This window comes from Oricola nitratireducens (assembly GCF_014904745.1).
Lineage (GTDB): Bacteria > Pseudomonadota > Alphaproteobacteria > Rhizobiales > Rhizobiaceae > Oricola > Oricola nitratireducens.
On the sequence record NZ_JACZCS010000050.1, the window covers coordinates 175,795 to 189,197 of the forward strand.

Consider the following 13,403-nt stretch of genomic DNA (forward strand, 5'->3'; position numbering starts at 1 on the left):
TGAAAGGGAGACCATCATGAGCGCCGAATACGATCCGGACAATATTTTCGCCAAGATCCTGCGCGGGGACATTCCCAGCCACAAGGTTCACGAGGACGACGACTGCATCGTGATCATGGACGTCATGCCGGAATCCGACGGTCATTCGCTGGTGATCCCGAAAGCGCCGTCACGCAACATTCTGGACGCCGACCCCGCCGTGTTGGCCAAGGTGTTCGCGACTACCCAGAAGATCGCGCAAGCGTCCATGCGTGCATTCAATGCCGACGGCGTGGTCATTAGGCAGTTCAACGAGCCCGCCTGCGGCCAGACGGTGTTTCACCTGCACGTGCATGTCATTCCGTGCGTCACGGGCGTTCCGCTGCGCAGGCATGTCGGCAAGATGGAAGACCCGGCGATCCTGGCCGGCAACGCCAGGAAACTGGTCACCGCGCTCGAAAACCAGGTTTAAAACCCCATCATCATCCCGGCCAGAAGGACGGCAAGCGCCGTCGCGACGCCAATCGCAATGCGCTGTCCTCCCAACAGGAACGCGACAAAACCGATCGCCGCCGCGCCGATGCGTAGCGCCAGCGCCGTCTCCGCGAGCACGCCCGAGGGGAAAACGACCAGACGGGCGATCACGGCGGCGACGAGCGCCGTCGCGACGGCGCGCACGAGCACGAAAACCTGGGAGGTCTCGCTCAAACGGCGCCCGAGCAGAACGCCGGTGTAACGCCAGACATCGGTCGCAAACCAGCCTGCGATCAGGATGAACAGGAACGGCCACCACCAGGCATCGAACGCTTGATAGTTCATTGCCCGCCTCCCTTCCCTTTCGCGGAAAACCTACGCCCGATGAAAAACGCCAGCGTGCCGCCGACAAGGCCGGCGAGAAGCAGGTCGAATTTCGGAGCTACGAGATAGAACACCGGTCCCAACGCAAGCCCCAGAACCATCGCGATCTTGATGACATGATCGCGCGCTGTCGCCCAGAGCGACGTCAGGAAATAGATCGGCGTCAGGAAGAACAGCGCACCGAGAACCATCGCGGGAATTCCGGCCGAAAACGTATAAACCACCGCGACAACGATAATGTTGAGCGTCGTCAGCGTGACGGCGAACCCGGCGAAAAAGGCGGTGCGGTGTTGTCTCGGAACGCGTCCGATGCGTTCATTCGCCATCACCCAGGATGTCACCGCCACGAAATGCGACAGAAACAGGAGCGTCAGCGTCCTGGTCTTTTCGGCGCGCAGATCCGGCACGAGGGTCGTGACCATCGGCATCAACCGGACCGAGGACAGGGTAACCGCGATGAATGTCGGCACCAGCGCGGTGCCCGCCTGTATCGCCGCGATCAGCACGACCTGCGCCGGCAGCGCCCAGATCGCGGCGGTCATGAAAACGGCATGCGTCAGATCGATCCCGCTTTCCTTCGCAAAACCGGCAAAGCCGATGAAGGCGCTCATCAGAATGAGCGCGGGCAGCGACACGATATTGCGCATCCCCCGTGCGAACCAGAGAAACGCAGTGCTGTCTTTCGGCTGGCCGGAGGGGAGCGATTGCATGATCCCGCGCTAGCACGCAGCCCGCGCGTTGGCGAGAGCGCCAAAATGAAAAACGGGCGGGAAATCCCGCCCGTTCAACGCTTTGTCCGATCAGCCGAGCCTATTTGCGCGGCACTTTCGGCACGGAAGGCTTCGGTTTCGGCGCCAGCTTGTCGTCCGGGGCCGCAGCGCTGTCGGCGCTGACCGCTGCCTTGCCGGCCGAGGGCTTGCGCTTCGCCGCCGTTTTGCGCGGCTGCTTCTTCGGCTTGGCGCGCGGCTCGTCGGCAATCGATTCGAGCTTCAGTTTCGGTTCGCCGAGTTCGTCCTTCTCGACCGTCACCTTGACCGTGCCGCCCTTCTTCAGCTTGCCGAACAGCACTTCTTCGGCCAATGGCTTCTTGATGTGCTCCTGGATCACGCGGCCAAGCGGACGCGCGCCCATCTTCTCGTCGTAGCCACGCTCGGCAAGCCAGGCGATCGCCTCCTTCGACAGGTCGAAGATGACACCGCGGTCCGAAAGCTGGGCTTCCAGTTGCATAACGAATTTCTCGACGACGCGGTGAATGACCGGCACAGGCAACGGACCGAACGGGATGATCGCGTCCAGACGGTTGCGGAATTCCGGCGAGAACAGCCTGTTGATCGCCTCCGTGTCGTCGCCTTCGCGCTTGGTCGAGCCGAAGCCGATAGCGTTCCTGGCCATTTCGGACGCGCCCGCATTGGTCGTCATGATGATGATCGTGTTGCGGAAATCGACCTGCTTGCCGTTGTTGTCGGTCAACTTGCCATGGTCCATCACCTGCAACAGGATGTTGAACAGGTCCGGATGGGCCTTTTCGATTTCATCGAGCAACAACACGCAATGCGGATGCTGGTCGACACCGTCGGTCAGCAATCCGCCCTGGTCGAAGCCGACATAGCCGGGCGGCGCGCCGATCAGACGCGAAACGGTGTGCCGTTCCATGTATTCCGACATGTCGAAACGCAGCAACTCCACGCCGAGCGACATGGCGAGCTGGCGCGCAACCTCGGTCTTGCCGACGCCGGTCGGACCGGAGAACAGGTAGGAGCCGATCGGCTTTTCCGGTTCGCGCAGGCCGGCGCGCGCCAGCTTGATGGCGGACGCGAGCGACTCGATGGCGAGATCCTGGCCGTAAACAACGCGTTTCAGCTCCTTCTCGAGATTGGCGAGAACCTCCTCGTCGTCCTTGGAAACGGTCTTCGGCGGGATGCGCGCCATGGTCGCGATCGTCGCCTCGATTTCCTTTACGCCGATGGATTTCTTGCGCTTGTTCTCGGGTAGCAGCATCTGGCTCGCACCGGTCTCGTCAACGACGTCGATCGCCTTGTCCGGGAGCTTGCGGTCGTTGATGTAGCGCGCCGACAACTCGACGGCCGAACGGATCGCGTCGTCGGTATACTTGATCTTGTGGAACTCCTCGAAATAGGGCTTCAGGCCCTTCATGATCTCGATGGCGTCCTCGAGGTTCGGCTCGTTGACATCGATCTTCTGGAACCGGCGCACGAGTGCGCGGTCCTTCTCGAAGAACTGGCGGTATTCCTTGTAGGTCGTCGAACCGATGCAGCGGATCGCCCCGGACGACAACGCGGGTTTCAGGAGATTGGACGCGTCCATTGCGCCGCCGGACGTCGCGCCGGCACCGATGACTGTGTGGATCTCGTCAATGAAGAGAACCGCACCGGGCATCTCCTCCAATTCCTTGACAACCTGCTTCAGCCGCTCCTCGAAGTCGCCGCGATAACGCGTACCGGCAAGCAGCGCGCCCATATCGAGCGAGAAGATGGTCGAGGTTGCCAGAACCTCGGGCACATCGCCCTCGACGATGCGTTTGGCGAGGCCTTCGGCAATCGCCGTCTTGCCCACGCCGGGATCGCCGACATAGAGCGGGTTGTTCTTGGAGCGCCGGCACAGGATCTGGATCGTGCGATTGACCTCGGCGGTGCGGCCGATCAGCGGATCGATCTTGCCGTCGCGCGCCTTCTGATTGAGGTTGACGCAATAGGCGCTGAGTGCGTCCTGCGGCTTCTTCTTGCTGGCGTCTTCGCCTTCGGTCGCCGGCCCCTCTGCCCTGCCCTGCTCCTCGGCGCCTTCCGGCGGCCGGGTCACGGACGCGCCGGGGCGCTTGGCGATGCCATGCGCGATGTAGTTCACCGCGTCATAGCGGGTCATGTCCTGCTCCTGCAGGAAGTAGGCGGCGTGGCTCTCGCGTTCGGCGAAAATCGCGACCAGCACATTGGCGCCGGTCACTTCCTCGCGCCCGGACGACTGGACATGGATGACCGCACGCTGGATCACGCGCTGGAAACCGGCGGTCGGCTTGGCGTCCTCGTCGTAGCCGGTAACGAGATTGTCGAGCTCGTTGTCGACATAATCGAGCACGGTCTTGCGGAGCGCTTCGGTATCGACGCTGCACGCGTCCATGACGGCCTTGGCGTCCTGATCGTCGATCAGGGCGAGGAGGAGATGCTCGAGTGTCGCGTATTCGTGCTCGCGCTCGTTTGCATAGGTCAGTGCCTGATGCAGCGACTTCTCCAGGCTTGCGGTGAATGTCGGCATTACTTCTTCTCCATCACGCACTGTAAAGGGTGCTGGTTCTGACGGGCGAAATCCATCACCTGCGTCACTTTGGTTTCGGCTACCTCGTATGTGTAAACGCCACACTCGCCCACGCCGTGATTGTGGACATGCAACATGATCCGCGTCGCCTGCTCACGGTTCTTCTGAAAGAAGCGCTCAAGGACGTGCACCACGAATTCCATCGGGGTGTAATCATCGTTCAAAAGCAGGACTCGGTAGAGGCTAGGCTTCTTGACCTTCGGCTTGGTGCGGGTAATGACTGCAGTCCCGCGCCCTTCACCGCCGCCTTCCTGGCCGTTGTCCGCTTGCATCCATTCCGGCTTGTATCTCATCTTTATCCTGTGTTTGCCCCTGACCCGACTGGCTCCTGCTCCAGTTACTTAGGGATTCACATGGCGATTTTAAGCCCCCTCGGGCACTGCGCAAGCCGTCAAATCGCAACACCACAAACAAACGGCCCGCATGATTTCTCATGCGGGCCGATTCACTCATCCAAATGGATGCTATCTGCGCGAAACCTACTTCGTGACGGAGGCAACGGCCGTTTCGTACGGCTTGTAGGCTTCCTTGGCGAGATCGGCATAGAGCTCGCTCATTTTCGTCGACTGGGCCACAAACGACTCATAGGCCGTTTTCATGTAGTCGGTCTGCAGTTCCATCGCCTTTTCGATCGACTTGGCGGCAGCAAGCTTCTCGAAAGCGGCGACGCCGTCTTCATAGGACTTCTTCGAATAGTCGGTGGCTTCCGACGCAATGGCCTGGATGCCCTGGGTCATCGCGGCGTAGCTCTTCAGGGAGTGATCCATCATTTCCTTGCCGACTTTGTTGGCGTCTTCGAACGATTTCATCATGGTGCACCTGTTTCAATAGAGGGGTGAATTCTCGTCAGTAACGGACGATCGTCCGACCTTGCCCAAATAATAGTGTGCAATGCACAAAATTTCAACATGATTTTTGCAGCGCACAATTTTCTCCTCAATTTTCGAAAAATTGCCGCAACGGCAGTAACTTTCCAGTCACCATAAACCACTTGGTAACGTCGACTGGATATCGTCTCTCAAAGCTCCCGACGGCCCGATTGGGGCCACGCGTTGTTAGTGTTGTCACAGGTGTCCATCGTGTCTTTCAGCAAGCCGCTGCCAATCCATCCCCTGGCGCAAGCAATTTCCACGCTGCTTGCGGCCATGCTTGTCGTCCTCGCGCTCGCCGCATCGGCCGAGGCGAACTCAAAATACGCTTCCTTCGTCATCGACGCGAATACGGGCAAAACGCTCTATTCGCGCAATGCGGACGCGCCGCGTTATCCGGCATCGCTGACCAAGATGATGACGCTCTACATGCTGTTCGAGGCCATGGAGGCGGGCAAGGTGTCGAAGAACACGCGCATCGTGTTCTCCAGGCATGCCGCATCCATGCAACCGACCAAGCTCGGCGTACCCGCCGGCAAGAGCATTACGGCTGAAACCGCGATCCTCGCGCTGGTCACGAAATCCGCCAACGACGCCGCCGCGGCGATCGCCGAGCATCTCGGCGGCAGCGAGAGCAACTTCGCGAAAATGATGACAGCGAAAGCGCACGCGCTCGGCATGTCCCACACGACGTTCAAGAACGCCTCGGGCTTGCCGAATTCGCGCCAGGTGACGACGGCGCACGACATGGCGACGCTCGGCATCGCGCTGCAGGAACATTTTCCGGAGCAGTTCAAATATTTCTCGACCCAAAGCTTCAAATACGGCCGCACCCATCTGCGCAATCACAACCGTCTGCTGGGCAAGGTGCGCGGCGTGGACGGCATCAAGACCGGCTATACGCGGGCATCGGGCTTCAATCTCGTCGCATCGGTGCATACTGGTGGACGCAGCATCGTCGCCGTTGTCATGGGCGGCAAGACCGGCGCTTCGCGCGACGCGCATATGCGGGAACTCCTCGCCAGCACCGTGACCAAGGGCTCCAGGCACAAGCGCGGCATGCTTGTCGCGCGCAAGGGCACCACGCACTTCGCGGATGCGCCCGTCGAGATCGCCGAATTGCCTGCGGAAGAGATCCCGGTTCCTGCTCACCCGGATCGCGCCGACGAGGCGGACGCGACCGTCACCGAGGCCGTCGTGGCGAGTTATGCGGCCGAACCGACGCCGCGCCCCGCCGAACCGCTTGACACCATCCAGACCGCCTCGACCGCGGAGCGGTCCGGCTGGGTGATCCAGATCGCGTCCCTCCCCTCCGAAGACGAGGCTGTGGAATTCCTGCGCAACGCGCAAGACCGTGCGTCGCCGGTGCTTGGCAAGCACGACCCGTTCGTCGAGACGTTCGAGAAAAGCGGCACTGTCTATCACCGGGCGCGTTTTGCCGGTTTCGATTCCAAGTCCGATGCATGGGCAGCCTGCAAGGCGCTGAAGAAGTACAATTATTCCTGTCTTGCTTTCGACAATTCCTGACGGCCTGTTCGCGCCGTCAGCGACCGTTTGAGTGTGTATTGAGTATCAAGGGTCTCAGTCAGTATGATCACGCAAGAGAAAGTCTCGCGCTTCATTAACCCGTTGCGCAAGAAAAGCGTTCCCGCCGAGGTCGGGGTGTACTCGCTGCATCAGGCGGCGATGCGCCTTTCGGACCTCCACAGCGGACGCGCCCGGTTCAAGGCCAAGGATCTTGTAGGCTTCCTCATGTGTCATGGCGCCCGTGTCGTGCGGTCCGGCATGCCGCGGGCCAGCATCCGCATCAGCGTCGTCACGCCAACCAGGCATACGGCGGTCAAGATACGCCTCCAGTAGTTCGGCGCTCTCGCGGTCATCCTTCAGGTCAGCCGCGAGCACGCGCAGATCACCCTCGCCGAGATCGTTCAGCCGTCGGCCCTCGAATTGCCCGGCGAGGATCATCCCGTCCATATCACCGGTATCGTGGTCGAGCTCCATTTCGAGCCAGACGGAGCGAACGGTCGATTTCTGTCCGGTCATTCCGCCCAGTCTTCCCCGCCTGCGCTGACGTCCGTACCAGCCGATCGCCATCATGATCAGCGGCCCGCCAACGACAAAACGCCCCGCAAGACTGAGGATGATCCCGGCAAAGCCCAATGCAATCGGTCCGGCGTAGCGGATCAGGCTTACAATCTGGGCGGGCGGCGCGGATGTGAAATACAATGCGCCGAGGACTGCGAAGGCGACCAGGGCAACAAGCAGGATCAGAACGCTCATGACATGACGCTCTTCACTTGGCGTTCCCTTTCGATCCACCGGAAATATGGGAGATCAACAACCGGTCCTCGCGGGTGCCGCGCTTTTCCAGCGCCTTGAGCCCGCCGGCCGCGTAGACCGCAACGGCAGACAGCAGCCTGGACAGGACCGCGGCCGAAGACCGGTCGAAGCGGAACCAGCCGCCGCGAGTAACCCGGGCGATTTCGCGAAATGCCCGCTCCGCAACCGGATCGTGCCCCTCCTGAAAGACGAAAACCGGCACGCCGCGCAGTCCGAGCTCACCAGCCGCCTGCACGAGGTCGTCGATCTTCTCCTCCATGGCGTCACCGATATAAACAAGCGCATTAATGCGGTTGTGGGCATGTTCCTTGGCCGCGTGTTTAAGGACCTTGAGAATCTGGGTGTGGCCACCGCGGCAATCGATCCGCGCCATCATGTCCGCGAGGGAATTGCCGTCGAACGCCCATTTCGATGACCGGCACTCACCGATCCCGCGAAAATAGACCAGCTGCATGGCGAGATCGCCGACGCCGGCGACGCTCTTGAACATCTCTGCCTGGATGGAGCAGGCAAGATCCCATGTCGGTTGGCGGCTCATCGTGGCATCAAGGGCAAGCACGATCCGCCCGCCGCCCTCGCCGCGCTTCGGGACCGACTTCGCCGCCTTCAGGAAAGCCGCGATATCGGCGCGCGGCGATGCCTGCCGTGCGGCCTCGTCCTTGCGCTTCGTGGAAATCGGTTTCGCCATTGCAGAAATGTGGCATTTTCAAAGGCTCATGCAAGGCAATTCAACCGAGCCAACGCCTTTGGGCAAAGCCGGACCGATCAGATCAGGCCAAGATCGGCGAGTTCGTCACGCATATCGGCGGGCAACGCTTCGATGCCGCTCGCCCCGTTGCCGAGATCGGCAGGCGCATCCTCCGGCTTGTAATATCGCCAGCCCTGAAACGGGCGCTTCGGTTGCGACTGGGTCAGAACGACGTCCGGATCGAGGACGATCTGGCAGCGCGATATCCCCTCGCTGTCGACGATCGGGCGGATATCCACAATCCTCTGGCGGCACTGAACGCGGCCCTTGATCACCCAGTAAATAGAGCCCTCGCCAACGATCTCGCCGGCGCGCTTTGGGAACATCCGGGTGGTGTGGATATGCTCGGCCTTCTTGCCTGCCGCACGCATCTCGTCGCGGCGGAAATCGATCCACGCGCGCAGATCCTCGACGCTGTCGGCGCCAACGCACAGTTTGATGAGGTTCAAAGCCATGCCGTATGGTCTATGGCGCGGCGCGGCCGGGTCAAGCTTTGCGCATTGCCGTCCACAGGCGAAGCGTCAACAGGCGACGACGTTGACCGCAAGACCGCCTTGGCTCGTTTCCTTGTATTTCTCGTTCATGTCGAGGCCGGTCTGGCGCATCGTCTCGACACAGGCATCGAGCGGTACAAAATGCGTGCCGTCGCCCTTCAGGGCGAGCGACGCCGCCGTCACGGCCTTGACCGCGGCAAGCGCGTTGCGCTCGATACACGGCACCTGGACAAGGCCCGCAACCGGATCGCAGGTCATGCCGAGATGGTGTTCGAGGGCAATTTCGGCGGCGTTTTCGACCTGTTCGGGCGTTCCGCCGAGGACTTCGGCGAGCCCGGCCGCGGCCATGGCGGCGGCGCTGCCGACCTCGCCCTGGCAACCAACCTCGGCTCCGGAAATCGATGCGTTGTGCTTGATCAACCCGCCGATAGCCGCGGACGTCAGCAGGAAATTGCGAATGTCCTCGGGTTTCGCCAATTCGTGGAACTTCTGCATGTATTTCAGGACGGCGGGCACGACACCGGCGGCACCGTTCGTCGGTGCGGTGACAACCCTGCCGCCGGCCGCGTTTTCTTCGTTGACCGCCATCGCGAAGGCCGCCAGCCAGTCATTGGCGAGCATCGGATTCGGGCGGTTCGACTGCCAGTCGCCGAGGAGCTGTTCGTGGATCTGGTGCGCACGGCGTTTCACCTTCAGCCCGCCGGGCAAAATGCCCTCGCCGCGCAACCCGCGTTCGATGCAGCCGTCCATCGCATCCCAGACAGCGTCGAGCTCCCGATCGAGTTCCGCCGGCGCGCGTCCGACCTCTTCGTTTGCCCGTTTCATCGCCGAAATCGACAGGCCGCTCTTCTTCGCCATTTGCAGCATTTCGGCGGCATTGCGGAAAGGATACGGCACGTTCGACGGCTTTTCCTTGCCGGTCTCCGCCTTCACCTGCGCCAGTTCGTCCTCGCTGACGACAAAGCCGCCGCCGATCGAATAGTAGACCCGGCGCAACAGCATGCGCCCGTCGCGGTCATGGGCGAGAAAGGTCATCCCGTTGGCATGACCGGGAAGCGGATTGGCGCGGTCGAAGACGAGATCCGCCGCAGAATCGAAATCGTAGCGCGGATGGCCGGCCGGCGAGACGGACTTCTCCGCCTTTATGCGTTGCAGAATACCGTCGATGTCGTCGGGATCGATCTTGTCCGGCTCGTAACCCGCGAGACCCAGAATGACCGCCCGGTCGGTGGCGTGACCGACGCCGGTAAAGGCGAGAGACCCGTGCAGAGAGACCGACAGCCGCGCCACCTCGGCGCCGACAGGACGTGGCCAGTCGCCGTCGCGGATTTCGGCGAGAAAGCGGTTTGCGGCGGACATCGGCCCCATCGTGTGCGAGGAGGACGGTCCGATACCGATCTTGTAGAGTTCGAAGACTGAGAGAAACATGGAACCAATCGCCGTTGCACGTCCGCCAAGCTAGCAGAATGCGGTAATTGCGCGAATTGGGTTCCGACGCGCCTTGGCCATGTTACGACACGGCCAAGGCTTTGGAATAAATTTGGTTTCCGGCGTAGTCCGGAAAAGCCTACTTCGGTAAGGAAGCGGCCACTTCAGCAACGTCGTTCATGCCCATGAGGTACACAACGACCATGACGCATGCGAATCCCGCCACTGCCCAGGCTGTCGTGCCCCAGCAGGATTTCTGGATTTTTTCATCCATCAAGTATTGCCCCTGATTTGGATTGGCGCGGTTTGCCCGCGCTCTTTAGGAGGCGGCCGTATACGCCGGCCGAAATCCTTAATCAATCGCTAATATCGACATGTCAGACATGCGGATAAGGCGCCCCTGAATGCGCGCCGAAGATTCATTCCGTTCTTTCAATATGTTATGTGCATCCTCACGAACCAGCGAACAATCGCTTCACAAATTCAACGAAAGAGTCTCATTTCCGGAGAATTCCATCGATCCGTCCGGTCGCCGCATAAACGGCAAGGCCGACCCATTCGCGCATCGCGAGACTCACTTCCGCAAATGCCTGAATGGCGTCGTCGCGTCCGATTTCGAAGCGTTCGCGCCCGGTCGTGCGGTAATCGACGGGCCAGGCGATGAAGTCGATCCCCTGCTTGCGAAATGCGGCGGCGGAACGCGGCATGTGAAAGGCGGACGTGACGAGAAGCCATTTGCCGGTCGCATCCTTCGGGAGGACAGCCTTGGTGTAAACGGCATTCTGGTATGTGTTCATGGACCTGTCCTCGAGAATGAGGCGGTCCGCCGCTACGCCGAATGCATCGAAGAAGCGTTTGGAAATCGCCGCATCGCCTTCGGTCTCGCCGATGAGGGAAGCTTCACCGCCGCTGACGACGACAGGCACCTTCGGATAAAGCCGCGCCAGACGCACTGCTTCCACAAAGCGATCACCTGATTCGCCGAGTTCGAAACCGCCACGCAACCGTGTGACGTCACCTTCGAAACCACCGCCAAGCACGATGATGCCTGCGACCTCGCCAGCCAAGGGCATAGCCGCCGGCCGCTCGTAGAGATTTTCCAGCGGCTGCAGCGCAAGCTTGCCGATATTCGTTTGCGACGTTCCCAGTACCAGAACGAGGCCCGCTGCGGCCAGCCACGCAATAAGCCACGCGCTCCGGCGAATCGACAACGCCAATAGCGCCGCGAACAGCAGACCGAGCAATCCTATCGGTTGAATGAGTAGCCAGCCGATTTTCGACAGGGGAAAGAACATCGTGCCTCACCGTTCCCTTGTGCGGAAATTCGCCCCGCGAATCCGCTTCCCTTTTCGCTCACGCTTTTAGCATGGTACGCCCCAATCGGAGACGCGAACCGCCTATGCATCAGGCGCGCGCCGTGCAATAGCTGACGCATGCAACCCGTCGCAAACCTGCCCGCCGGTGACAATGGCTGAGCCTGCAAAACGCAGGCGGATCGAGTGGATCGACCTTGCGCGCGGGATCGCCCTCGTCGCCATGGCGACCTACCATTTCAGCTGGGATCTCGAGTTTTTCGGCTATCTCGATCCGGGCACGGCGGGAACCGGGCCGTTGAAATGGTATGCGCGAACGATCGCATCGAGCTTCCTGATTCTCGTCGGCATCAGCCTCGTGTTGGCGCATGGCCGCGGCATTCGCTGGAACGGCTTCTGGAAGCGGTTCGGCATGGTCGTCGCTGCGGCCCTGGCGATCACGGTAGCCACCTATTTCTTCACGCCCGACGCCTACGTATTCTTCGGAATCCTGCACGAGATCGCGCTCGCCAGCGCGCTCGGCCTCGCCTTCCTCCGCTTGCCCGCGATCGCGCTCGCTGCAATCGCGGCGGTATGGTTCAGCGTGCCGTGGTGGGCTGCATCGGATTTCTTTTCGCATCCGGCCCTCTTGTGGCTCGGGCTTTCCCCGATCCCGCCGCGCTCGAACGATTTCGTGCCGGTCTTTCCCTGGTTCGCCGCCGTTCTTGCCGGCATGGCCATCGGACGGTTTCTCGTCGACACGAAGCTGACGACCTGGCTGGCGGACCGCCCGCCGCATGCCGACCCGGCGACAGGAAGCTTGCGTTTTCTCGGCCGGCACAGCCTGATCACCTATCTGGTCCACCAGCCCGTCCTGATCGCCTGCGTCTACCTGTTCTCACTGGTCAGCCCAGTCTCGCATGAGGAGACTTTCCTCAGATCGTGCCGCCACGCTTGCGTGGCCGAAAACGGAAAAGCGGCCTGTGAAGCTTTCTGCAGCTGCGCAGTGGAGCGATTTCAGCGGGACGGGTTGTTCGAAAGCGTATTTAAAGGTGAAATCACACAACAATCCGATGAGCGCGTGGCTGTAATCGTTCAGCAATGCACAATCGATGCGGGGATATATGGAAACTGAACATCACGGTTTTTCCGACCGGCCGAACAGGTTTCCCTGGCCGCCGGTTTTCTATGTATTCTCCCTGGTGGCCGGCTGGCTGATCGAGCTCGTGCTGCCGCTTCCCCTGATCGGTGGCATGGCCGCGGAGATCCTTTTCGGCATCGGCGTGCTGATGATCGGCGGAGCGCTCGCAATCGACCTCGCCGCGATGACCACCATGCATCGCGCCAAAACCACGATCATGCCGCATCGGCGGTCCGACCACCTCGTCACCAAAGGCGTCTTCGCGGTCTCACGCAATCCCGTCTATGTCGCCCACACGATGCTCGTCATCGGTGCCGGGATGATTTCGGGAATTGTCTGGTACTTTCCGCTCGCCTTCATCGCCGCCTATGCGACGCAGAAGTTCGGGATCGAACGCGAGGAAAAGCATCTGGAGTCGCGTTTCGGAAAATACTACCGGGACTACAAGAAGCGCGTGAACCGCTGGATCTGACCCTGACCGTCAGGAGGTGACGCGCAACTCTGCAAGGCGGCCGAGGCAGGCTTCCTCGACCTGTTCGAGTTCGGCGAGCGTATCCTCGATATCCTTACGCTTCTGACGCAACTCCTCGCGCTTTTCGGCGGCCTTGTTGATGATCGTGCGCAACTGGCCGACTTCGCCGGGCGGCGCCTTGTACATCTGGATGATCTCGCGGATCTCGGCGATGGAGAAGCCAAGCCGCTTGCCGCGCAGGATCTGCTTGATCAGAATCCGGTCGGCCGGGCGGAAAAGGCGCGTACGGCCGCGGCGGACGGGATGGATCAGGCCCTCGTCCTCGTAGAAACGCAGGGTACGCGTCGAGATTCCGAACTCCCGCGTCAGTTCCGTAATGGTGTAGTAGTCACGCATACACCGGCTCTTTCAAGATCGGGCGCCAACAGGCGTACATGATTGAGATACTCTTACGT

The 13,403-nt window shown here is 61.0% G+C and carries 15 protein-coding genes; 4 read left to right on the plus strand and 11 right to left on the minus strand.

Annotated features, from left to right (window positions below; all coding sequences use genetic code 11):
• Positions 1 to 13 precede the first annotated feature (13 nt).
• Positions 14 to 451 (plus strand): HIT domain-containing protein, encoded by a 438-nt coding sequence (locus IG169_RS21390; protein ID WP_193178482.1) that lies wholly within the window; start codon positions 14 to 16, stop codon positions 449 to 451.
• On the opposite strand, the gene IG169_RS21395 is transcribed toward IG169_RS21390, so the two are convergent.
• From IG169_RS21395 to IG169_RS21415, 5 genes are all read right to left on the minus strand, one after another.
• Positions 448 to 798, minus strand: coding sequence for an AzlD domain-containing protein (locus IG169_RS21395; RefSeq protein WP_193178296.1), 351 nt, complete (start codon positions 796 to 798; stop codon positions 448 to 450). The two genes, IG169_RS21390 and IG169_RS21395, sit on opposite strands and share 4 nt — an antisense overlap.
• Positions 795 to 1,547 (minus strand): AzlC family ABC transporter permease, encoded by a 753-nt coding sequence (locus IG169_RS21400; protein ID WP_193178297.1) that lies wholly within the window; start codon positions 1,545 to 1,547, stop codon positions 795 to 797. The genes IG169_RS21395 and IG169_RS21400 overlap by 4 nt, the downstream gene beginning before the upstream one ends.
• Positions 1,548 to 1,647: 100 nt before the next feature.
• The gene (gene clpA, locus IG169_RS21405) at positions 1,648 to 4,104 is read right to left on the minus strand and encodes an ATP-dependent Clp protease ATP-binding subunit ClpA (protein ID WP_193178298.1); all 2,457 of its coding nucleotides are present in this window, start codon (positions 4,102 to 4,104) and stop codon (positions 1,648 to 1,650) included.
• Positions 4,104 to 4,457 (minus strand): ATP-dependent Clp protease adapter ClpS, encoded by a 354-nt coding sequence (gene clpS / locus IG169_RS21410; RefSeq protein WP_193178299.1) that lies wholly within the window; start codon positions 4,455 to 4,457, stop codon positions 4,104 to 4,106. The genes clpA and clpS overlap by 1 nt, the downstream gene beginning before the upstream one ends.
• A gap of 186 nt (positions 4,458 to 4,643) precedes the next feature.
• Positions 4,644 to 4,973 (minus strand): phasin family protein, encoded by a 330-nt coding sequence (locus IG169_RS21415; RefSeq protein WP_193178483.1) that lies wholly within the window; start codon positions 4,971 to 4,973, stop codon positions 4,644 to 4,646.
• Between the two features lie 336 nt (positions 4,974 to 5,309).
• Between IG169_RS21415 and IG169_RS21420 the strand changes: the two genes are divergently transcribed.
• Complete coding sequence (locus IG169_RS21420) at positions 5,310 to 6,560, plus strand: serine hydrolase (protein WP_193178484.1); 1,251 nt, start codon at positions 5,310 to 5,312, stop codon at positions 6,558 to 6,560.
• Positions 6,561 to 6,614: 54 nt separating this feature from the next.
• Here the strand turns inward: IG169_RS21420 and IG169_RS21425 are convergent, their stop codons facing one another.
• The 5 genes from IG169_RS21425 to IG169_RS21445 form a co-directional block, all read right to left on the minus strand.
• Positions 6,615 to 7,313: a DnaJ domain-containing protein gene (locus tag IG169_RS21425; RefSeq protein WP_193178300.1), complete on the minus strand. Its 699-nt coding sequence runs from the start codon at positions 7,311 to 7,313 to the stop codon at positions 6,615 to 6,617.
• 13 nt (positions 7,314 to 7,326) lie between these two features.
• Positions 7,327 to 8,061: a vWA domain-containing protein gene (locus tag IG169_RS21430; RefSeq protein WP_210326134.1), complete on the minus strand. Its 735-nt coding sequence runs from the start codon at positions 8,059 to 8,061 to the stop codon at positions 7,327 to 7,329.
• Positions 8,062 to 8,138: 77 nt separating this feature from the next.
• The gene (locus tag IG169_RS21435) at positions 8,139 to 8,576 is read right to left on the minus strand and encodes a DUF1489 family protein (protein WP_193178301.1); all 438 of its coding nucleotides are present in this window, start codon (positions 8,574 to 8,576) and stop codon (positions 8,139 to 8,141) included.
• Positions 8,577 to 8,642: 66 nt separating this feature from the next.
• Entirely contained in the window at positions 8,643 to 10,043 is a 1,401-nt protein-coding gene (locus tag IG169_RS21440) for an L-serine ammonia-lyase (RefSeq protein WP_193178302.1), read from the minus strand.
• 497 nt (positions 10,044 to 10,540) lie between these two features.
• Positions 10,541 to 11,338 carry a YdcF family protein gene (locus IG169_RS21445; protein WP_193178303.1) on the minus strand — a complete coding sequence of 266 codons (798 nt, stop codon included), beginning with the start codon at positions 11,336 to 11,338 and terminating at the stop codon, positions 10,541 to 10,543.
• 172 nt (positions 11,339 to 11,510) lie between these two features.
• Between IG169_RS21445 and IG169_RS21450 the strand changes: the two genes are divergently transcribed.
• Together IG169_RS21450 and IG169_RS21455 are read left to right on the plus strand one after the other, a co-directional pair.
• Positions 11,511 to 12,470, plus strand: coding sequence for a heparan-alpha-glucosaminide N-acetyltransferase (locus IG169_RS21450; protein ID WP_193178304.1), 960 nt, complete (start codon positions 11,511 to 11,513; stop codon positions 12,468 to 12,470).
• Positions 12,460 to 12,948 (plus strand): methyltransferase family protein, encoded by a 489-nt coding sequence (locus IG169_RS21455; protein WP_193178305.1) that lies wholly within the window; start codon positions 12,460 to 12,462, stop codon positions 12,946 to 12,948. Before IG169_RS21450 ends, IG169_RS21455 begins: the two co-directional genes overlap by 11 nt.
• A 9-nt stretch (positions 12,949 to 12,957) precedes the next feature.
• On the opposite strand, the gene IG169_RS21460 is transcribed toward IG169_RS21455, so the two are convergent.
• On the minus strand, positions 12,958 to 13,344 hold the full coding sequence (locus IG169_RS21460; protein WP_193178306.1) for a MerR family transcriptional regulator: 387 nt from the start codon (positions 13,342 to 13,344) through the stop codon (positions 12,958 to 12,960).
• Positions 13,345 to 13,403 lie beyond the last annotated feature (59 nt).